Source organism: Streptomyces sp. NBC_01520 (assembly GCF_045040375.1).
GTDB lineage: Bacteria > Actinomycetota > Actinomycetes > Streptomycetales > Streptomycetaceae > Streptomyces.
Genome location: NZ_CP109404.1, coordinates 6,181,035 through 6,204,648, shown reverse-complemented (window position 1 = coordinate 6,204,648; position 23,614 = coordinate 6,181,035). Strand labels below are relative to the sequence as shown.

General features: G+C 74.5%; 1 protein-coding gene (running past one end of the window). It reads right to left on the bottom strand.

From position 1 onward, the window contains the following. Positions 1–24: 24 nt before the first annotated feature. Positions 25–23,614: the 3' portion of a lonely Cys domain-containing protein gene (locus OG524_RS28020; RefSeq protein ID WP_405811868.1), read on the bottom strand. The gene runs 12,443 nt beyond the window's last position; 23,590 of the gene's 36,033 nt are visible here — the last part of the coding sequence; the start codon falls outside the window, past its right edge; the stop codon is at positions 25–27.

Sequence of the window (23,614 nt, the reverse complement as noted above, 5' to 3'; positions counted from 1 at the left end):
CGGCTCGCGGAAGAAGACATCTCATCACCCGTGCGCACCGCCGTCGTTCCCCGCCCCCGCCCCGGCGGCCTTCCCGGACTCTTCGGCCTTCGCGGCCTTCGCGGCTTCCAACTCGGCGAGCAGCGCACGGGCGTGCTCGTCCGGGAACAGCCCTTCGCGGGCGACGTAGGTCCGCAGCTCCTCCTCGGTCAGGGGGTGGACGTCCCAGTACCGGCCCCAGTTGTTGACGTAGACCGGGGCCGCCGTGGGGTCGCTCTCGTCCAGGGCGTGCTGGGCTCCGGTCATCACCTCGTGGAAGCTGTGGTGGCCCACGCCCATCAGCACACTCAGCAGCCCGGCCCTGATCAGGCCGAGGTCCACGGGCACACCGGCGAGCCGGTGGAGCCGGGCCACGTGCGTGAGGATCCGGTAGGCGCTGCCCGAGGTGCCGGTCAGCACCAGGCCGCCGGAGTCCTCGGAACGCGCCTGGAAGTCGGCGGACATCGGCAGCGTGTGCGTCAGGCCGGCGGGTGACCAGAGCAGGGTTCCCTCCCGGACCGCGAGGCGCCGTTCGGCCGGGCTCAGTTCGGGCCGGACCTCGTGCGGCCGAAGCGCGGTCCGCAGCAACGCCTCCAGCTCCTCCATCTCCTGCGCCTCGTCCTCGGGATCCAGCTCCGCCGCGCGGAGTTCGGCGCGCTCCCGCTCGTACCGCCTGAGTTGCTCGCTCCGGTGCCGGTCACGGCGCTCCAGCACGATGACGGGGTGCGGGGGCTCCTCACCGCCCAGGAGGTACGGGACGAGCTGCCTGGCCACCCCGTTGAACAGGAACGTCACCCGCTCGCGCAGGTTGCCGGACTCCACCACCCGCGCCAGGTTCTCGTACGAGGTCCCGACGGCACCGCCGTCCTCACCGCTGTCGCTGCCGAACATCCGGTAGTCCGTGCGGTTGTGCAGGGCGATCAGCCAGAGGGACCGCACGACCTTGCCGAACTCCGCGTTGACCTGCTCGTTCCCGCCCAGGTACGCGGCCAGCCGCTGCTCGAAGTGGAGGGCTTCCTCCGCGTAACGGACGCGTGCCAGGGCCCAGTCGGGTGCGGCGGGCGCCTCCTCGGGCGCCGGGGAGTTGTCAGGCTCGGCGTCCCGTCGGGAACCCCGGGGCACCGGGGTGGCCTCGCGGCCCGTGGACGGCTCCCGGCTCCGTGACAGCAACGGCCCTGGCTCGTCGTCCGAATCCGGGTCGTCATCCCTCGACAGCAACGGCCGCGGGTCATCGTCCGAATCCGAGTCATCACCCCTCGACAGCAACGGCCGCGGGTCATCGTCCGAATCCGAGTCATCACCCCTCGACAGCAACGGCCGCGGGTCATCGTCCGAATCCGGGTCGGAGTCCGAATCCAGGGACAGTGCCGGGAACGATTCGAGTACCGGGCCGGAGGCCGGACCCGCGAAGTCCGCGTCCACGACGACGGCGTCCCCGCTGCCGGTGGGCGGATCGGCCGGTCCGAAGTGCGGGTTGGCGACGTACGGTCCGAGCGGCATGCCGTACGCCATCGGCTGCGCGCCGCGGATGTACCGGCGGTCGACGCCTCCGGGGAAGAGCACCTCCTCCTGGTCGGGGAAGGGCGAGGCCAGGCCCAGGGTGGCGTTCACGTCGATGCCGCCGGGGACCTGGATGTCGTAGCGCCAGCGGTAGCGGCGGTGCAGGGCTGGGGCGCCCATCGGGTTCGCGCGGGCGCTGTCGCGCACGTAGTCGCGGTTCGCGGTCGCGCTGGCGAACGCGGTGTACGGGACCAGGGAACTGCCGCCGTAGACGTGGTCGATGAGGTGCACCATGTCGGGGCCGTACGGCCTGAGGCCCTCGGCGAAGACCTGCTCGGGCCCGTCGGGGCTGAAGCGGTACAGCGGGCCGTCGTGGTCGCGCCACATCGCCTCGGGGAGTGTGGCGCCCGCCAGCGCGGCCGGGTCCGCGGCGACGGTGGCCGGGTCGACGGGCGGGGTCGGGCTCACCGGTCCGGTGGCGGGCCAGCCGACGGGTACCGGGTCGACCTCGCTGTTCGGCACCGTCAGCAGCCGGGAGGAGGCGACGAGACCGCGGCCGGGAAGGTACCAGTCCCAGGCCGGACCGTCGGAGTACACCCGTCCCGCCATGTCGGTGACACCGCCCGCGGACGGGCCGTCGGGGTTGTACTCACCGCGCAGTCCGAGTGACGGCACCTCGGCCACGAACACGTGGAATTCCGCATCCTCCTGGCCGTAGCCCCACACGGTGTGCCGTTCGGTGGAGGCCGCCACCGGGAAGGCTTCCAGCGTCGCCTCGAAGCGCCGGTCGAACTGTCCGTCAGCCGAGTACGGCAGGGACTGCGCCGTGGAAGTCGCCCCGGCGACGGGCGCGTTCCACTCGGCAGTCCTCGCAGCGTCCACCGTGCCCGTAGCGCCGGTCGGTTCACCGGCCGGGATCCGCGGCACGGTCCGGTGCCAGCCGCCGGACCGCCGGGCGTCGGAGTCCTGCGCCGGCACCCGCTGCGGGCGGACCGTCACCCGGCCCGGACGCGTCGCGCCGCCCCCGGACAGCGTGAACGCGCCGTCGTAGCTCCATACGGTCCGGTCGTTCCTGAGGGAGTAGTGCTGCTGGGCGCTCCGCCGCCCTGTTCCGATACCGGGCACCAGCAGGGCCAGAGGCCGGTGCCGGCCGGTCGACGAAAGCTCCGGGTCGGACTCCAGCAGGGCGAAGAACTCGTTCACGGTGGCCCGCACGGTGCCGCCCGGCAGCCGCAGGACCACGGCACCGGCCGTGTTCGTCTCCGCGTACACGAAGTACGGATCGGCGGCGCCCTCCTGGGTCCACGGGGCGAACTCCGGCGTGCCGGTGCCGGCGGCGTACAGGCGCGAGGGGTCCAGCCCGCCGGGGGTCGGTGTGGGGCCCCAGTTGCGGCCCTGGAGAGTCCCGTCGGGCCTGCGGATCCGGCCCTCGGCGTCGAACGCCCCCAGCGTCTCCAGGTGGAAGACGGCCAGTTCGTCCATGTGGCCGGTGTCCCGTCCGGCGGCGACGGCCTGTTCGGCCAGCTCCCGCAGCCGTGCCCCGGCCGTCGCGTCCCACCGGGCGTCGGCGGGCAGGTGGAGCGCCACGCGCCCCCAGTCCTCCTGCTCCGAGGCCGACTTGGCGTCCAGCAGCCGGGAGGCGCCGGTCATCGCCCACAGCGCGCGGGCGTAGGCGCGGGGCGTGAGCGGACCCGTGGGTGTCCGCAGCACCGCGCGCACGGCCGCTTCGCCACCTGCGGCGATCCGGTCCAGCGCGGCCCGCAGCGCGGGGGTCTCCCATACGGCGGTGAGCGCGGCGTCCTTCGGGGCGGCCAGGGCGCGGTCGAGCACGGCCTCGTAGTCGGCGGGTCGCGGGCCGGATCCGTCGGGTGCCGGTGCGAGGAGCTGCCACAGCTCCATGCGCAGCGGGGTGAGCGCGCTCAGCGCCGGGTCGTTCGCCCGTAGCGTCTCCAGCGCGCCGATCCCGCGCAGCAGCCTCTCGTGACGTCCGCCCGGCACACCGCGGTCGGCCTCGACCTCGTTGCCGAAGACCTGCCGCAGTGCCCGTACGAGCCGCAGGGCGCGCGGCCCTTCGTCGTCCCAGGCGGGAAGTCCCGTGGGGTGCGGGAGGGGAAGCAGGCCGGCCGCCTCGGTCAACTCCGCCGTCCTGTGCACCGGTTCGGGGCGGAAGGTCTCCATGCGTGCCAGGGTTTTGTCGGGTGTCGCCGCGAGCAGTCGCACGGTGTCGTTGTATCCCGTCCTGCCGGTCGCGGCGGTGGTGGTGCGCCCGCTGTGGTTGGCGGCGTGCTGCGCGAGCGCGACCTCCTCCAGGGGGTCCTCGACGAGCGGCGCGGGCCTGATGAGGGACTGCTCGCGCAGCGGGTCGCCCGCCACGGCGCCGTAGCAGCTCGCCACGTGGAGTTCGTCCCCGGCCGCCCGCGCGACCACCTCGGGCAGCCCGCCGATGTAGCGTCCGCCGTCCTCGGCGCCGAGCAGCAGCACCCGGCCGTCCTTGCGGACCAGCTTCAGCCCGCCGGGGACGCCGTGGGCGTGGAAGGTGTAGACCGAGGCCTCCGGGTCCGGGGCGGTCTCCTCGGAGCCGACCGTGTGGAACGTGTCGCCGAGACCGAGTACGTGTGTGCGCTCCCGCATGCCGCGATACAGCCTCAGCCGTCGCTCCCGCAGCCGTCTGCGACCGTCGTCGGGCATCGACTCGCGGCCCTCGAAGCGGTGGTCCGCCCCGACCAGCGGGCGGGTGTCCACGTCGCTGTCCCGGAACCGGATGCCGTCCACCGTGACCCATTCACGGTCCACGGGCTGCCCGGTCCCGTCCGGCGCCGGGTCGAAGGGCACCCAGTCGCCGTACGCGTCGTCGGGGTCGGAGTCGATGAGCGCGGGCACGTACGCGACCGGAGCGGCAGGGGCGGCTTCGGCGGCGGCCACGTCCCCCGTGGCTTCGCCCGTGGGGCCCGTGAGGCGTCCGTCGCCGCTGGGCGCCCAGACCCTGCGGCCCAGCCGCTGTGCCACCACCTGCGCCAACTGCCCCTGCTGGGCGCCCGCGTACGGGCTCACCAGCACCACCGGCACATCGTCCGGCAGTGAAGCCAGCTCGGGATCGGCTGCCAGCAGGTCCGCCACGGCTTGCGGGTCCAGCTCCCGGCCGGCGGCGAACAGGGCCTCGTCGTGGCCTCCCTCGGCCGCCACCACGTAGGCCGCGTCCCCCCACGGCGAGGCCCCTTCGGACACCGTCCGCAGCGCGCCGCCCCGCTGTTCGTGGAGCCGGATCCGCGAGGCGTCGACGTGCTCGATGCCGGTGCCGGTCCAGTCGCGCCCGCGCGAGGTGCCCTGGGGACCGGTCATCAGCGTGGTGCCGGAGAGCAGCGGGTCCGACGCCGCGGCGACGGCGCCCGCCGACGGAAGTGAGGCGGTGGACGTGGCAGGGGAGGACACGGACGAGTCCGGTGTCCCGGTCGCGCCGGCCGTCGGGGCGAAGGCCCACTCGGGACCGCCCTCGGCCGGACGTGCCGGGCCGGGCCGCCCCGCGGGCAGCGGCGGCTCGACGGGGCGCGGGCCCTCCTCGGTCGCGTCCGGGTCGACGGGCCGTGCCTCCTGCCAGTCGGTGGCCGTCGGGCTGGTCATGCTGAGCACCGAGTCGATGAGGGCGGGCACGGGGCTGCCCACGTCGTCCCTCCCGGACAGGTCCGCCGGGAAGGGGCTCCACCACACGCTCCGGCCGAGCCGCTGGGCGACCGTGTCCGCGAAGCCGGGCGGCGGCCCGCCGAATCCGGACAGCACCAGAAGGACGGGGGTCGTCAGCTCCTTACGGCTCAACTCCGGGTCCGCGGCGAGCAGTTCGGCGAACTCCGCGGCGGCCACCTCGTAGGAGGAGCCGCCGAAGCTCACCTGGAGGTGGTCGGGGTCCAGCATGTCCACGTACGCCAGCGCCAGGTGCGGGACCGGCTTGTCCTTGCCGTACTCGTCCTGCCCGGACCACGGGGCGTCGGCGAGAGTGCTCGGCGTCCGGAACCTGCTCAGTTCGGGCAGGAGCGCCGACCCGTCCGCCCAGTCCCGGCCGCCGCCCGTGGCGGATCCCATGGTCGTGGGCGACGCCGACCGGTCGAACGCGCCGCGCGTCTCCAGGTCGTACGCGGCGGCGGCGTTCGGGTCGGCCATGTCCCGGCCCGCCGCGAAGCCCCGGGTCAGCAGGAGCAGCGCCTCCTCGCGCAGCGCGTCGTCCACCCCGGCGGCGGGGTCGAGGTGCCGCACCCTCATGGTGAGGGCGTCCGCGTCCGGAGCCGCGGCCGACGTCTCCTCGGCCCTGACCCGCGCCCAGAACATCCGCGCCCGCTCGGCTCCGCCCACGGCACCGGGGCCGGAGAGCTTCAGTGCCGCGACGGCTGCCGCGTCCACCGCCGCGGTGTCCTTGAGCCACCGGGCCGCCGAGTGCGGCACCGGCAGGGCGACGAACCGGCTCACCGGCAGGGAGGGCCCGTTCTGCCAGGCCTGTGCGGCCGCGGCCAGCACACGGCGGGTGACCTGACGGTCCACCCCGGACGCGGCCTCCGGGTGCGCGGCGACCACCCGGCGCAGCAGGTCCGGCGAGAACGGGCCGGTCGCGCCGAGGTCCGGATCGGCGTGCCACATGTTGACGATGGCGCCGGTCCCGCGGATCAGGGTCGGATAGTCGGCGGAGTCCTGCACCTCCTGCCCGAGGAGCAGCCTCAAGGCGCGGACCACACGGAGCAGTTCGGCCCGGCTCCTCGGCGACGGCACGCTTCCGAGACCGGCCGTCTCCGCCAGCCGGTCCAGTTCGGCCTCGCCGGGCTCCGGACGGCTGTTCTCCCACCACCATCGGCGTCCGCGCGCGTCGGTGAACAGCACCCGCACGGGGTCGTCCTGATATCTGAACGCCCCCTGCAGGGCGTAGGACAGGCGCACCGTGCGCCCGGTGACGTTCGCCAGGTGCTGTCCCAGGGAGAGGGCGTCGTCGGAGAGCGGGTCGGCGGCGAACGGTACGGGGAAGGAGTCGCCGACCCGGGAGAGGTCCTGCACGGCGCTGTCCCGCGGGGCCGAGGAGTAGCAGACCACCATGTCGATCCAGTGGTCACCGGGCAGGCTCGACAGGCTCTTGCGCCGCTGTAGCCACTGCCCCGCCTCGTGCCGGTCGGCCGTCCGCGACCCGCCGCCGGTCAGGGGCAGCACCAGGCTGCCCGGCAGGCCGTGGCCCGCCAGGTGGTACGCCTTGTCCTTGGGTCCGGGGTCCACCAGCGGGAGCTTGGCGGAGTACGTGCCGGTGGCGCGGTTGTAGTGCACGAACAGCGTCATCTGGTCGAGACCGCTGAAGTTGTCCTCGCGTGACTCGGCGAGTTCGGCGGGATCGTGCAGGCTGCGGCCGATCTGCTGCCCGGTGAGGGTGCTGACGATGGGCTGGGTCAGCACGTCGCGGTGCCAGGACGGTGCGTCGTCGTCGGCGTCGGGTGCGAGACCGGGCCGGACCGGGATCCACGAACCGTGCGGCAGCCCGTCCCGCCAGATCACGGCGATGGTGCTCTGCCCGAACGGATCGGGGTGGCGCCGGGCCACGCCGCTGTGGACCCATACGGTGCGGCCGGTGCGTTCCGCGAGCTTGCGCGGCAGTTCCAGGTAGCGGTCACCCGCGGACGGGACGGCCAGCACGATCGGGGTGGCGGCCGGCAGGCCCTGCCACGCCGGGTCGGCCGCGACCAGTTCGGCGAACTCGTCGGGGCCGAGGTCCCGTGTCGTCCCGTCCGGCAGCCGTGCCGTCACGGTGTCGTGACTGCCGTCGGCCAGGACGGTGTACGGGGTCGCCTCGAACGCCCAGGGGGAGAAGCCCGCGAGTCCGGTCGGCGTGAAACCGCCCGCCTGATCGGGCCTGAGGTCGTCCACGAACATGCTGTTCAGTTCGACGACGTCGGATCCGGCCCAGTTCAGGCCCGGAACCCGGTCCCCGCCCATGAGGACGTACCGGGCACGGTCGGCGGCGAGGACGCCCTCCTCCTGGAGGGCGAACGCCGCGAGGGCGGCCAGACCGGACGCCCGCCCGGCCGCGAGCGCCCTCTCCACCATGGTGTAGAGGTCCCTGCGCATCTCCGGGTCGACGAGGACGGAGGGGCCCAGGCGCAGGACGCGCCGGGCGACCGCGTCCACGTCGAACGCCCCGGCGCGCAGCGCCCGGTCGTCGCGGCGCAGCCCGTCCAGGGCCTCGACCGCGGCCGCGTGACCCGGCGAGGTGAGGGAGATCGTGGCCTGTCGGCCCAGGTCCGCGTGGTTCACGGGCTCGGTGAGGCCTGCGGTGCCGCTCCGCCCCGGTGTGCGTGCACGGCCGCGCGCAGTGATCTTGAAGTCGGCCGCGGTCAGCCGTGTCCGTCCCGCCGGCAGGTTCTCCTGGAGGGCGCGCAGCGCGTCGTCGAGCTTCCGGACGAACAGATCGTGCGCGGTCCTGGCCCGCTGGTCGCCCTTCTGCCGCGCGGCCTGTTCCCGCACCTGGGCGGTACCGGCCCCGCGGGCGTCGGCCCCGAACCCGGCGATGTCGACCTTCGGCAGCGGTACCCGCGAGAGCCGGTTGCGCAGACCGGCTCTCGCCACCTGGGACGCCAGTCGTTCGACGCTCTCCTCGGCATCGGCGGAGGGCCGTGTCTCCCCCTGGGCGTACGTCACGAGGCTCAGCCGCGGCAGGGGACCGGGCGGCAGGGCGGACGCGGTGGTCGCCGGCGCGACGAAGACCGACCGCCCGCCGCCGGTGTCCAGCGCGGTCATGTCCGGGCCGGTCGGCTCCGGATCGGCCATGTCCAGGTCGGTCACGTCGTCCGGGCCGGTCGCGTCCAGGTCGGCGGGGACCGGTCCGGGCAGGTCGAGGTCGAAGCCGCCGGTGTCGAGGTCGTCCCAGGCGGACATGTCGATGTCACCGAAGTTGATTGCGCCCAGGCCGAGTTCGTCGAGGATCGACATGTCGATCTCGGCCATGTCGGTGTCGGGCATGTCGGTGTCGGCCATGTCTGTGTCGGGCATGCCTGCGTCGGCCGTCTCCGTATCGGCTGTCTCGGCGTCGGCCGTGTCCGTATCGGCATCGGCCATCCCGGTGTCGGGCATGTCGGCACCGGCGCCCGACTGGGCCGTCGGCACCGGCTCCGTCCTCGCACCGGCCCCGGCGGCTCCCACGGTGTCCGTGGCGGGCGCGGGCCGGCGCTGCCGCAGGCCCAGGCCGGAGCGGAGCGTGTCGGCCAGTTCGACGGCGGACGCGGGTACGGCCCCGGAGCCCGCCTCCAGCACGTGGCCTGCGACCCGGCGCACCGCGTCGCGGAAGCCGTCACCGGCGTACCGGGAGTCGGCGATGCCCGGGTGCGGCTCCGCCGGCAGCACCAGGGCGACGGCGGCGTCCCAGGCACGGGTGGTGTCGGTCTCGTCCGTACCCTCGGGGGCGGCACCCGCGAAGGCGGCGTACGCGCGCGCCCACAGCCGACGCGACGCGTTCGCGGCCACCGTGTCCGTCGTGCCGGACCAGGTGCCGTGCCCTGCCATCCGCACCCGGACGAGGTCCAGCGGCGACAGTGCACCGGCGGGCAGCCTGCCGTCGCCGCGCAGCATCATCTCGGTCCGCTGCCCGACGGAGAGCGTGACGCCCGCGGCCTCCAGGTCCTGCGGGCCGACCGTCTCTTCGCTGCCGGGCCCGGCCAGGCCGGACGGCAGGTCGCCTTCGGTCAACTGATCTGCGGTCCAACGGCGTTCACCGGCGTCCCTCGGGACGACCGGGGCCGCGTCAGCGGTGCCGGAGCGGTCCGCGCCCGGTGCGACACCCAGGGCCCACATCCGCGCCTCGGCGTCCTCCAGCCGGCTGCGCGCCTCGTCGACCCCGGCCCAGGCGTCCGCGGCCGTCGTCGCGTCACCGCCGGCCCGCTCCGTCGTCGCGGCTTCGGCGGCGGCCTCGCCGAGCGCGGTCACAGCCTGCGCGTGCGCGTCCCGGGCGGCGTCGAGGTCCGAGGGGGCGCCGGCCGTCACGGGCGTACGGGGCGCCGGCGCGTTCGTCGCCGTCGCCGTGCCCGTGGTGCCGGTGCCGTCGCCCTCGGTACGCGTGATCCGCCCCCAGCCGCCCGCCGTGGCCGGCTGCCCGTCCGGGCCCGGGAGCACGGCGACGGTGTACGTCCCGGTCGCCGGGTCGTGGTGGAGCGTGGTGGCGCTGTGGGTGGCCCACCAGTTCCGCGCCGAGTTCCGGGCGCCCTCGCCCGGGATGCTGCCCTCCACCGGCCGCGCACCGGACGGCCTGCCGTGCGGCACCACCGCGATGACCTCGGCATACCCGTCCTCGGCCAGCAACTCCGGGTCACGGAAGACCAGTTCGCCGAACTCGCCGGGCGGCACCGGTCCCGGCATCCGCAGCCCGTCCGCGTCACCGTCGGCGACGTACACGAAGGGCCTCGGGCGGTGCGGGTCGGCCGCCCAGGGGGCGGGCTGGGTGCCGACCGGTACGAGCGAGCCGTCGGGCGCGTGTCCCAGCAGGGTGACGACGCCGTGGTCGAACGTGCCCTGCGGGCGGGAGGTGCCGTCCAGCAGCCTGCCCCAGGCGTCGCCGTCGTCGTCCGTCAGGAGCCGGTCGGCCTCCAACGCGCCCTGCCGCTCCAGGTGATGGGCGGCCACCTCGCCCAGCTGCCACGGGTCGCGGCCGACGGCCGCCGCCTGCCGTGCCACGAGGACGGCTTCGCCGAATCGCGCCGGGTCGGGGGCGGGCAGGTGCAGCACCGCGGCGGCGTACGTGCCCGGATCCACGTGGCCGGTCGCCATCGCGACCTTGTACGACGCCCACAGCAGCCGCGACCACTCGGCCTCACCCACGGGCGCCCAGGCGTCGAGTCCCAGCACCTGCCGGGCGATGTTCTCGCGGTGGGGCATGGCGGCGGAGCCCGTCAGCAGGTGGACCAGGTGCGGGAGCGCGATCCGGTCGGTCAGGGGGCCGACCGGGCCGGCGTCCCGGAGGCGGGCCGCTTGCGTCAGCAGGCTCCGGTGGGCGTCCGGTGTGAACTGCGGGACCGGCCCCGGCGGGAGTCCGTGGAACCGGGTGAGGAGCTGCTCGTACAGGTCAAGGGTGAACGCGCGTACGCCGTCGCGGTTCAGCTGGGGATCGGCCTCGCGCATCAGGTCGAGCGCGCCGATACCGCGCAGCAGCACCGGATGTTCCGGGGTCTCGTCGACCGTGGGGCCGAAGATCTGGCGCAGCGCCCGTACGAGCCGCAGGGTCCGCTCGCGTGTCGCCTCGGAGGCGGGTCCGGGGCCCTGGTGCAGCCCGGCGTCGCGGGCCCGCCCGTCCAGCGCGTCCCCGGCCGGTTCCGGCGTGAACATGACCCACGGGTAGGCGCGGCCCCGCGCGTCGGTGTGGAGGCTGAGGTAGGCGTCCTGGTCGCCGTTCCGCGGCTGGACGGCGGCGTTCATCAGGGTGGTCGCGAAGACCGTGCGGCCCGTCTCGTTGGCCGTGTGCTGGCCGACCGCGACGGCCGCGAGCGGGTCGGGCACGAACGGCAGCGGACCGTCGATGTGCAGTCCGTGCATCTCGCCGATGCCGGGTGCCGCCGCCGCGTAGCAGATGAGCAGCACCACGGGGTGCTCGGGGGCGAGCGAGACCAGGCTGCGGCGGCGGGCGAGCCTGCGGGCGAACTGCGGCCCGTCCTCGCTCCGTTCCCCCTGGGGCGTGTGCCACATGACGGAGCCCGGCAGGCCGTGGTTGTTGGGGAAGTACGGTGCCGGCAGGTTGAGTTCGGCCCAGGGCACGAGGGAGGTGGCGCCCCGGGCGTCGTAGGCGGTGCGCTGGTGCGTGTAGGACGTGACCGTCCCCAGCCGGCCGTGCGTGAGCGTCCGCGACCAGCCGCCGTCGTCCGAACCGGCGAGGTCCATCGAGATGTAGCCCGTGGACCGGTGGCCGTGGTGGGCGATGGAGAGGGCGCTGACCTGGCCGTTCGCCGGGTCTTCGGGTGAGTTGGGGCCCGTGGCGGGCGTGTTGGCGAACCACTGGCCCCGGGGCGCCTGCCGGTCCTCGTCCAGCAGCAGGACCATCGAGCGGTCCGGGAGGCCGGGGAGACGTCCGATCGCGGACCGCCCGGTGGTGGCCCACACCTCTCGGCCGAGCCGGTCGGAAAGCCCGCGCGGCAGGTCCAGGGACGCGGCGGTGGACCGGGCGACGTGGAGCAGCAGCGGCCCCGGACGGCCCGTCAGATTCCGGTCGAGGGCCATCAGCTCGTGGAACACCTCGGGCCGTACGGGACGGGCGAACCCGCCGAGCCCCCGCACCACGACCGCGTCGGAACGGCTGCCGAGCAGCACGAGGTACGGGTCGGGGCCGCCCGGCGTGGGAAGCCATGGCGCGGCCTCGGGCCCGCTGTGGCCGGTCGTCCCGTCGGGGGCGCGCGAGACCCGGCCGGTGCTGCCCGGATCGAAGTCGGCCGGCAGGGACTGGCCGAGCCAGTTCCAGCCGCGCGGGCGGCCCTGGGTGTCGGTGAGCCTGAAGTCCTTGTGGAACGCTCCGCGTTGGGCCAGGTAGTGGGCGGACAGCGCGGGCAGAGTGCCGGCGCCGGTGGTGAACGGGGCCGTCACCAGCCGTACCAGGGCTCCGCGCGCCGCCACGTTCACGGTGTCGGAGGGGCCGAGCAGCAGCACCCGGCGGGCCAGTGCGTCCAGGTCCAGGAAGCCGCCCCGCAGCTCCGGGTCCCCCGACCGCAGCCGGTCCAGCCTCTCCAGCCCTTCGGCGGCCCGCTCCCGGGCGACACCGTTCAGGGCGCCCAGGCCGTACAGCACGTCGAGGACCGCTTCGCGGTGGCCCTCCGCCACGCGGGGCGACACCTCCTGGGGCCTGGGGGCGGCGCCCCGGTACGCGGCCGAAAGGTCCGGCATCCGCGTGGCGGGAGGGTTCGGCATCTGCGCGACCGGATGGTTCGGCTCGGCGGCGACGGGCCGGGTGTGGATCGGGCGCGGTCCCGGACGGTGCGACAGCACGGTCCGGGTGCCGTCCTCACGCGTCACGGTGCCCGTGGCGGGCGTCGGCTCCAGCTCGTCCAGCAGCGCCCGGGCGTGCTCGTCGGGGAAGAGTCCGTCCCGCGCGACGTTCTCCCGCAGCTCCTGCTCGTCGAGCGGGTAGATGTTCCAGTACCGGCCCCAGTTGTCCGTGTAGTCGAGGGCCGGGTCATGGCCGGGCACGTCGTTCAGCGCCAGTTGGGCGCCGCGCATGACCTCGTGGACGGTGTGGTGACCTACCGTCAGCGAGATGGCCAGCATCCCGGCCCGGATCAGACCGAGGTCCAGGTCGAGGCCCCACTGCTCCCGCATGCGGGCGGCGTGCAGCAGGAAGCGGTACGTGGATCCTGCGGTGCCGGTCGCCACCAGACCGCCGGAGTCCTCGGAGAGTCCCTGGAATTCGGCGCTCATCGCGAGGTCGTACACCGCCGTCGCCGGCATCCAGGTCAGCCCGGTCTCGCCGACCGCGTGCCGGCGCTCCGCCTCGCTCAGCGGCGGACGCGCGTCGTCCGGGTGCGCCGGGTCCGCGACGGGCTGCGGCAGCTCCCCGAGCGCGGCCTGCTTCTCCGCGAGGGTCAGGTCGGACGCCTGGATCTCCCCGGCGCGCCGCATGTATTCGGCGTAGGTCTCCCGCTGCCGTCTGTCGGGCCGTTCCGCGGCGATCTCCGGGTGCTGCTCCTCGGCACCGCCGAGCATCTCCGGTACGAGATCGCTGGAGATCCCCTCGTACAGGAACGCCACGAGCTCCCGCAGGTTCCCGCTCCTCACCACCCGCTGGAGGGCCTCGCGGGACGTGCCGACGACACCCGCCTTGAACTTGCTGGTGTCGCCGAACGTCGCCAGCGCGCGCGGGTGCCTCTGCCGCGCGGCCGTCCACGCGGCACCCGCCATCTTCCTGAACTCGGCTGTCACCGCCTCGTGTTCGGCCAGGTACTCGCCCAGCCGCCGGTCGAAGGCGACCGACTCCTCGGCGTAGCGGATGCGTGCCAGGACCCACGGGGGCGCCTCGCTGTTCCTGCGCTCCGGGCTCGCCTGCGCGGAACGGCCCGGCGGCCGGGACCTGGTGCGCCCGGTGGTGGGGGCGGGCACGTCGGTGGGGGCGGGCACGTCGGTGGGGGCGGGCACGTCGGTGGGGGCGGACTCGGCGGTCGTCGGCCGGGTGGGTGCGGGCGCGTCGGACCGGGCCGGTTCCTCGACGGGCGTCGTGCGGCCCGACGGCGCCTGCGGGACCAGGCGGTGATCGTCGATCTCGATCGTCACCAGCCGCCCCTGGGCCGGGTCGGTGGCGCTGCGCACCCGCTTGGCGGCCTTGCTGAGCCCGAAGTCCCGTACGCCGACGCGCGGTCCGCCCCGGCCCGTCTGGAAGGTGTCCAGGACCTGGGCCAGCCTGGCCGCGAGCGCCTTGGCGACGGCGTCGGCCCTGCGTCGGCCGCTGGACTGCGAGCGGTTGCCGTGCCCGGTGAGGGTGACCGTCGGCATCGGCAGACCGTGGGCCCGGTTCCACAGTCCCGCGCGTGCCAGCGCCAGGGCAAGGCCGTCGATCGTGCCGTCCGCGTCGGCGGGGGTGCCGCGCTCCCCCTCCTCGAAGCGGACCGTCCGCTGGTAGGGACGCGGCGCGTGGCCGTGCAGCACGACCGTCGTCAGCGGGTTGGCCACCGCGGGCGAGGACTCCGACAGCAGCGCCGCGTTGACCTCGTGCGCCGACTCCCCCGGGCGCCTGCTGTACGCCCGGAAGGACCACAGGTCCTTGCCCGCCGTCACCGGTGCGGTGGCCCTGATCAGTTCCCTGGCGCGTGAGCGCGCCTGTGCCGCCTCGCGCTGCGCCAGCGCGCGCTCGGGCCGGTCCGCGTCGAAGTACCACGGCAGGTCTTCGGCCTGGTGCACATCGGCCAGGGCCCTCGCCACCCGCGCGAAGTCCCGCAGGCGGTCGGTCTCCGCCTCGTCCGCGCCGTTTCGCGTTGCCTCGGCGACACGCAGCTCGGCCCCGACGGCCAGCCGGGTGAGCTCGTCCTCGCCGTAGCGGTCGAGGTTCTCCTCGATGACGTCGTCGAGGAGCTCGGCCGGGATCTCGCTCCGGGAGTGGGTCTCGTTCTCCAGCGTGATCTGGTGGGTGCCGTCCTCGCTGTCCAGCACCACCTGCGCGAAGTGGTACGGGGCGTGGGGTCCCACCCGGTCGCCGGGCTTGGCGTGGTTGTGCGTGAACAGTTGTGCGCCGCTGCCGTTCGTGGTGCTGACCGACTGGATCAGATAGCCCTCGCCGACCCCTGCCCACGCGTACTCGTTGACGCCGATGCGCCGGGCGGCGGAGGCCAGCGGGGTACGCAGCGGGTTGTCGTGCGGCTCGTAGCTCAGGGCACGGCCGTAACGCTCGCCCGGTGTGGGCGCGCCCACGACACCGCCGGTGAAGCGGTTGTCCCTGCCTGCCTGGCGGGCGGCCCAGCGGGGCGTGACGTCGGAGGCGGGGCGTGTGCCCTCGGCGACCTCGGACAGCGCCTGGGCCAGGTGGTGGGTTCCGGTGACCTCCCGGGCGTGCAGCCCGTTCACCGGTGCCGTCGAGACGACGTTGCCGTCGGGGCCCCGGAAGGCGATGTGGGACAGGGGCGCGGTCGCCGAGCCTGCCACCATCTGGGCGAAGTCCCGCGTGAAGGCGTGCTCCGAACCACCGGAGGCCGTCAGGAACTCCGGCTCCACCCGGAACAGCGGCTCACCGTACGAACCGTCCTCCTTCGGCAGCAGCACACCGGTCGCCCCGTCGGCCTTCAGCCGGACACCCGCCCCGGCAGCGGTCAGCCGTGCCGACGAGCGCTCGATCGCCGCGCGCGTGGCGTAGACCTGCCGGCCGTGCCCGGTCGTGCCGTCCTCGGCCGCGAGGATCGCCAGCGTCCGGTCCTCGGAGATGTGCAGCGGCGGCCGGTCGGCCATGGGGACGTTCCCGTGGTCCTGGCGCGGCAGGAGCAGAGCGTCGGGGCCGTCACCTGCCCGGACCTCTCCGACGGACCGCGGCAGCGGCCGGGTGAACAGGACACCGGTGCCTCGCTTGTCGATGACACCGTAGTCGCGCGTCGTCAGCGGCCGGGGGCGGCGCCCTTCGATCTGCCGTTCGAGTACTGCCTGGTCGGCCAGCCGGTCGAACTCGGCGTCCCCGTCGCTGCTGGACCGGTCGTCGTCGCTGTCCGGGTACGGCGCGGTGTCCGTGTCGCTCTCGCTGCCGGGGTCGCGTGCTCCGGGCAGCCCGCCGTCCGCGGGTGGGGCGGCAAAGGCCCAGCCCGTACCGGTGTCGCCGTCGTTCAGGTCCAGCATGAGGTGGCGGGTGCCGGCCGTCGGACGCGTGGCCACCCCGCCCGGCGCCTCGGGGTACCAGACGCGTCGGCCCGTCGTCCCGGCGACGAGGGACGCGACGGTCGCGGCGTACTCCGGGGGGAGCGCCAGGACGATGTCCGCGCCGCGGGGCCTTCGGGCGTCGTACGAGATGAGCATGGCCAGTTCGTCGGCGCTGTCCACCCGGAAGGTCCGCCCCGGCAGGGCGATCTCGACGGCCCGGCCGGCCGCCTCGGCCACGACCAGGTACGGGTTCCGCCACGGGGCGGGCCGTGCGATGGCACGGCCCCGTCCGCGCACGGCGTAGGACTCCAGCTCGAGCGTGGGCAGCCCGGCTCCGGCTCCGGCTCCGGCTCCGGTGAAGTCTCGCCCGACGGCGTTCCCTTCGTCGTCGCGCAGCTGCGTGCCCTCGCCCAGGGCGCCCCGCACTGTCTCGATCTGCCGCTCGATGAAGTACCGGGCGAGGACGTCGGCGCTCGCGAGGTCGTCCGAGGAGGCGTCGAGCCCCAGCGAACCGAGCAGCAGGAAGTCCGCGGGCCCCGGCCGGGCTCCGCTCCTCATGTGCAGGACCTGCCGGGTGAGGCGGATCATCCCGTTGCGCAGCGCCTGCGGCGTCGGGTTCCTGCCCGCGTCCGCCCGGACGAGGTCGTACAGCGCCTCGGAGGTCTCCCGGAGCCTGGCGCGCGGAATGCTGCCGCGCCGGGGGCCGAACAGGGCGTCCAGCCAGCCCGGGTCGGCCCAGGACTGCCGGTCGGCGCCGTTGCCGGAGTCCGGGTCGGACTCCGATTCGTCGGACGCCTCCGCCAGTGCGGGCAGGGCGTGTCCCGGGGGCAGCGGGGGCGGCACCGCGCCGTCCGGACCGGTCTGCGGGGAGGGTGCGGGGAGCGACACGGGGTCGACCCAGGCGGGCTCCCGGAGCTCGGCCGTCGCGTTCTTCCGCGCGTCGGCCCAGCTCGTCCCCTCCGGCGAGGTGTGCGGCGTGATCTCTCCGGCCACCGCGGCCCACAGCTGGAGGTGGCGGGGGCGCAGCCCGCTCTGCGCGAGTCCGTCGGGGGCCTGCTCGCGGAACGGGCCGAGGAGGCTTCCGGGCGCGTGGAGCCGGCCGGGGTTGCTCGCGTCGCGCGTCTCGTCCCGCAGGAACAACTGGTGGGCGAGCTCGTGCGCGAAGTCCACCGGGTCGGCGTCGGCCCACCACGCCCGCTGGTTCATCCGCTGGTCCCGGGCGACGAGATCGACCGTCAGGTGGGGCTCCTGGTCCGGCTGGACCTGCTCGACGGTGACGTGCAGCCTGTCTCCGTCGGGCAGCCTGTGCCCCGGCCGGTTGTAGAACTCCTCCACGCCCTGGAGCACCCGTGCCATGACGGCGTCCGGGTCGGCCTGCCCGTCCCCCGGGCGGAGGGCGAGCCGCACGGTCAGGTCGGTGACGATCTCACCGTCGTGCGTGAAACGCCGTACGTCGAAGGCCGATCGCACGACGTACCGGGGCCGGTCGTCGAGGCGTGCGGGCGGAGGCGGTACGGGCTGTGGGACGGCGAGGGGCTCGGGGGCCTCCCGCAGCGGGATGCGCAGAGCGGTGGCGCCGTCGCCCTCCGGGACCAGGTACAGGGCCGCGGAGTCCGCCACGACCCGGTGGGGCGCGGAGTCCTGGTCCAGGTCCGCCAGCACGACCGAGAGCGTGTCCATGTTGTCCACCCGGCCGATCCACCCGCTGTCGCCCCGCAGGAGCGCGCCCGTCGTCCCGTGGACGAAGTCGTGGCCGAAGCGCGTCCACCCGGTCGGCGGGATCTCCTCCCCTCCGGGCAGCCTGATGTGCCCGGTGTCGGCGACCTCGTAACGGAAGGGCTCCGAGCGGGACTCGGCGGAACGCGTGTAGGTGAACCACCGGTCCGGTACGTGGTCCGGTACGTGGTCCGCGGTCTCGACGGCCGGGGCTTTGCCCTTCCCGGTCCCGGGGTTCGCCGGTACGCCGGTCACGGACACGTCGCTCGTGGGTACGGCGGCGACGGACACGACGGAGCCCGGGTCGACGCCGTAGCGGGGCCGCATGACGGTGACCGGGCGGCCGATCGGCCACTGTTCCGCCACCGGGTCGAGCCCGTCGTCGCGTGAGCCGCCCGGCAGCCCCCCGCGCGGACCCCGGGTGGCGATCTGCCGGGGTCCGCCCCGGTGGTCGTCGACGGTGATGTCCACGTGGGCGGTGCCCGCGTCGCCGGTGAAGGGCCGGCGGCCACGCAGCACGACCGGCTCCACGGTGAAGCGGTCGGCGGTGAGGTGCGGTTGCGGGGTGCCGTCCTGATACCCCGCGAGGGCCTCGGCGAGCTCCTGCCGGAACGAGACGGCGACCGCCTGGGTACGTGTCCTGGTGAGGTCCCGGCCGAGCAGGCGGGCGCTGCGCGGCCCGCTGATCCTGACGTCCGGCAGCGGCAGCCCGTTCGCGGCGTTCCACAGCCCTGCTCTGGCCACGATCCTGGCCAGATGCCGGACGGGGTGCTTCGCGCTCTCGGGCGTCTGCCGGGCGTCCTTGGCGAAGGAGACGGACACCGGCAGTGCCAGCTGGCCGCGGAGCACGACGGCGGTGAGCGGATTGGCCTCGTCGGAGGGCTTGTCGCCCAGCAGTTCGGCGTTGGTGTCATGGGCGGACTCGCCCGGACGCTGCGCGTACATCCGCATGTACCACTGCCGCTTGCCCGGAATGACGGCTTCGAGCTGTCCGACGCGGAGCGCGGCGGCGCGGGTCGCGCCCTCCAGCGTGCGCTCGGCCGCGGCGCGTTCGGGTGAACCGGCCGGTGCGGCCAGCATCTCCGTCCGCGCCTGGTGGGCCCGGACCATGGCCAGGGTCAGGTCGAGGTGGCCGCGCAGCTCCGCGAGGTGTGTGTCGTCCCCGGCCTCCTGCCGCCCCTCGATCTCCTGACGCAGTCGCGCCGCGTTCTCCCGCAGTTCGTCCAGCCGGAGCGTGTCCAGGTTCGCCCGGACGGCTCTGCGGTGCCGTTGGTTGCGTACCGAGGCTCGCGCGTGGTTCTCCAGGGAGATCTGGTGGCTGCCGTCCTCGCTGGCCAGGACCACGGTGGCGAAGTGGTAGCCGAAGTGCGAGCCGCCGGCGGCGTTCTGCGGCTTGGCGAAGTTCTGTTCGAGGCTCGGCTGGCCCTCGGCACCCGCTGCGGCCACGGACTGGAAGACGTAGCCCTCGCCGATGTCGGCCCACGCGTGCTCGTTGACCCCGATGCGGCGTGCGGCGTCCGACAGGGCGTCTCGGCGTGGGTCCTCCGGCTGGTGGAGGCTCAGCGCGCCGCCGTACGCGCGGCCGGGCAGCGGACCCCCGTCGCCACCGGTGGGCCGGTCGTCCTGCCGGACGACGGAGGCCGCCCACACCGGATCCGTCGACTCCGCCCGAATGTCGCCGTCCGCGACGTGGCTCAGGGTGTCGGCGAGGTGATGGGTGCCGGTGACCTCGGCCCCGTCGGAGGCGTTGACCGGTGCGGTGACCGCCGGGCCGCTCTCCGGGGTGCGGAAGACCATGTGGGACGTACGGGAGCCGTCGGCCAGCATGTCGGCGAAGTCCCGGCAGACCTCCTCCGTCGATTCGCCGGAGCGGGTCAGGAAGAGCGGGGTGACGCGGAACAGCCGCCTGCTGCCGCCGTCGGGCGTGGGCAGGATGATGCTCAGGTCCTCGTCGGCCCGCAGCCGCACCGCGAGGCCGGCCCGTGCAAGCTGGACGGAGGCGCTCGCGACGGCTTCCGGCGTGGCGAAGACCTGCTGCCCGTATGCGTTGTCCTCGACCGCGAGCGTGCGGTCCGTGGAGATCCGCAACGCGGGCCGGTCGTTGACGAGCGTCCTGCTGTACTCCTGTACGGACATGGCGAGTCCGGGCGCGCCCTCGGTGTCCCTCAGCGCCTGCGGTGTCTGCCAACTGCCCCGGATCCCGCCGGGCTTGCGGAACAGCACACCTTCGCCGCTGTCGTCCACGACGCCGTAGTCCGTCGTGGTCAGCGGGTCCGCCCGACGTGCCGCGATCCCGTCGCCGCGTCGGGAGTCGGAGTCGGAGTCGGAGTCGGAGTCGGAGTCGGAGTCGGAGGCACGTTCGTACAGGCCGAGGAGGTCGTCGAAGTCGCCTTCCACGTCGGCGTCCTGGCCCGGCCGGACGGAAGCCCATACCCGGCCGGCACCGTCCCCGGCGGGGCCCAGCGTGATGCGTTCGGTGCCGGTCCGCCAGTCCGTGGTCGGGCGGGGGCCGTGCTCCGAGTACCAGACCCTGGCCCCGGTCAGATCGGCGACGTGCCGCGCCAGGTTCTCGGCGTCCTGGTGGGGGGAGGCCAGGACGACATCGGCGTCCGCGGGCCGCGCCGGGTCCCGTGCGATGAGCCGGGCGAACTCCCCGGGGTCGTCCATCGTCAACGTGCCGCGTGGCGTGTGCAGCAGGACCGCGTCGCCGTTCTCCTGGGCGAGCACCACGTACGGGTCCGACCAGGGCGCGGGCCATGCGCTCACCCGGCCGTCCTCGCCCTCCAGCGCGTACGAGTCGAGGGGCGGCACCTGGTCCCCGGTGCCGGTCCAGTTCCGCACGGTGCCGTCCTGCGACACCAGCGCGGTCCCCCGGCCCAGGGCGGCGTCGTGCCGCCTCAGGTACGCGCCGAGGGCGCCCGCGTCGGCCAGGTCGGCGGGGGCCGCGCCGAGGGCCAGGGACCCGAGGAGCAGAAGGTGCCGCTCACTCACCGCGGTGTCGGGACCGAGGTTCAGGACCCGCCTGGCCAGGTCGTGGAGGGTGTCGCGGGCGCCGGTGGCCACGGACGAACGCTCCGGGCCCGCCTGGGCGAGTTCCCGCAGCGACAGCGCCGTGCCGACACGCATCTCGGGCGAGTAGTCGTGCCGGGCGGCGGGTCCGAAGAGGAGGTCGAGCCATGTCTCGTGCGTGCTGTGGGTGTCGCCCTCGTCGGAGTCTGAGTCGCTGTCGCTGTCGGAGTCGCTGGTGTCGTCGGTGAACCGGAACTGCGCCAGAGCCTCGGCGTCGGAGCGCGAGGGACCCGGCCGGCCGGACAGCGTGGTCAGCTCGTACGCCTCCTCCTCACCCTGGAGGCCCGGCAGGTCACCGTCGGTCGGGGACGCGATCGGGGACGGGGGCAGCGGGAGGAGGGCCGGGTCCTGCTGGCGCAGGGACAGGGACGGGGACGGCGACTCGTGCTCCACGACCGGGGTAACGACCGGCGACGGAGGTGGGGACCCGACCGGCGACGGCAGCGGTGACAAAGGCAACGGCACGGACGCCGGGTCCTCCTGCCGCGGGTCCAGGAGCGTCGACTCGTGCTCCGGGACCGGCGGAACGGTGCCGACAGGGGGCGTGTCCTTCGTCGCGGCGGCGTCCTGCGTCGCAGCGTCCTCCGCCGAAACAACATCCTCCGCCGGAACGACATCCTGCGTCGCAGCGTCCTCCGCCGGAACAACATCCTCCGCCGGAACGACATCCTGCGTCGCAGCGTCCTCCGCCGAAACAACATCCTCCGCCGGAACAACGTCCTGCGTCGCAGCGTCCTCCGCCGGAACAACATCCTCCGCCGGAACGACATCCTGCGTCGCAGCGTCCTCCGTCGGAACAACGTCCTGCGTCGCAGCGTCCTCCGCCGGAACAACATCCTCCGCCGGAACAACGTCCTGCGTCGCAGCGTCCTCCGTCGTAACGACGTCCTCCGTCGTAACGACGTCCTGCGTCGTGGCGTCCTGCGTCGTAACGACGTCCTCCACGGTTTTGTCGGTCTGCGCCCCCTTCTTCGGAGTGGTCTGTGTCCCCTTCTTCAGGGTGGTCCCCGTCGCCGGGCCGGTTGCCGGAGCCGGAGTGTGCGGGACCAGCGGGACGAAGTCGCCCCCCCGGCGGCGGAGCCGGACGTGCGGGCCGTTCTCGCCGGCCGGGCCGGGATAGGTGTGGGCGGTGCCGTTCTCCTCGATCAGGGTGACGGTGGTTCCGGTCGCGGCGGCGGCCCACTCGGCGACCGCCCGGTCCGCCCCGGGACCCCAGGGCGCCTCGGCAAGGTGGCGGCGCAGATGGCTTTCCAGGGCTTCCGTGCTCGGAGCGGGTGCACCGTCGAGCGGTACGAGGGGCGGTGGTACGAACAGGGAGTCGCGCTCGGCAGGGTCGCCGGGCAGGCCGTTGAGTCGCAGCAGCGTGGCGGGCCGCGTTGCGGACCGGGTGCGCAGGAGTGTCGCCTCGCCTGCGTCCCGTCCGGGCTGCTCGGCCGCCTGGCTCAGGGCCGTGGAGAGCGCCCCGAAGAAGCCGTTGCCGCGTCCGGTGGGTGTGCCCTGGGTGTATGTGGCGCCGTCGGGTGCGGTGAGGACGCCGTCGCGGGCGAGGCGGTAGCGCGGGTGGCTGCTGTCGGCGGGCGGCAGCCAGGGCGCGGTGGTGTGGCTGCGATGGGCGGGCGGCTTCGCCGGGAGCGTGCTGTCCGTGCCCGAGACGCCGGCGGTCACCGGGGCCGGCAGCGCGGCGGTGACCGGGACCGGATTCCCCGGCGGGAGGGCGGCGTGGAAGAAACCGTCGGCGGAGAACAGCACCGGGTCGGTTGTCGGATCCACGGCTGCGGGATCGATGCCGTGCGGGAGGAACAGCTGATCGCGGCCCTCACCGGTCACCACGGTCAGCGGAGTCCCGAGGACTCGCGCGGCAAGGGCGGGCAGCAGGTCGGCGCCGCCGTTGTCGCCGGCCCTGCGCTCCGGCGGGGCCGGTACGCCGTCCGGTTGCCCGGCGCCGGCCGGGCTCGGCTCACTCGCGAACGGGCGGGACAGGGCGGCGATCGCCAGGGCCACCCGCTGGTCCGGCGTCGGCCAGAACGTCAGCGGAAGACGGCCGAAGGCGTCGAACTCGGCCTGCTGCGCCGGGGTCAGCACCACGCCCGCGGCATCCAGTTCGTCCTGCGCGAAGGTGTCGGCGACGTCCATGGCGAGGGCGTCGAGCAGATCCTCGTTGCCGTCCTCGCCCAACGCCCAGGCAAGGCGGTCCCGGGCGGCGCCGATGGCCTCGGCGGTGACCTCCGGGTCGCCGGGGGCGCCCGCGAAGCGGCCTGCGAGGTCGCTGCCGAGCAGGTGGGGCAGCCGGCCCCGGACCTCGGCCGCGGCAAGCAGGGCGTGGAAGAACGAGGCGCCGTCGTGCGGCATCTCGTGCACCTCACGCACCGTGGTGCCGTCCGGCGAGGTGAGGGTGCGGAGGGCGGAGTCGGTTCCGTCGGTGATCCCGTACGGCTCCGGCGCCTCGGAGCGCCATGCCGGCTCGGTGTACTCCTGCGGCCGGTCCGGTACGGGGACCAAGGCCGAACCCTGATGGTGGGCGGTGAGGCGGGAGGCGGCGAGGTTCAGCCGGTGATGGTCCGCGGCGGTGGCGTCGAGGCGCTCCTGCCAGCGGCGGACCTCCTCGCGGGCGGCCTGCCAGGCGCCGACGGCCGGGGACTGGGCCACGGAACGCGGCAGGACGGTCGGCCGGTCGGTATGGCCGCCGTCGAATGCAGTCTGTTCCTCGGCGCTCAGGTCGAGCCACGTCTCCCGGGCCCGTGCCCGGGCGTCGTAGTAGCCCTTCTCGGCGGTGGCGAGGTCGCCCGCCGCCTTGGCCAGGTCGTCCCAGGCGGCGCGGACCTCCTCAGGGAACGTGGTGTCGTCCAGGAGGCCGTAGTCGCGGGCGATGTCCTCACGCAGCCAGACCAGGGCGGTGGTCTCGGCCTCGGCGGCGCGCGGGCCGCGCTTGGCCTTGCCGAGCGCGTGCAGCACGCGGTTGTCGGTCATCCGGTGGTCCACCTCGGCCACCGACAGCCAG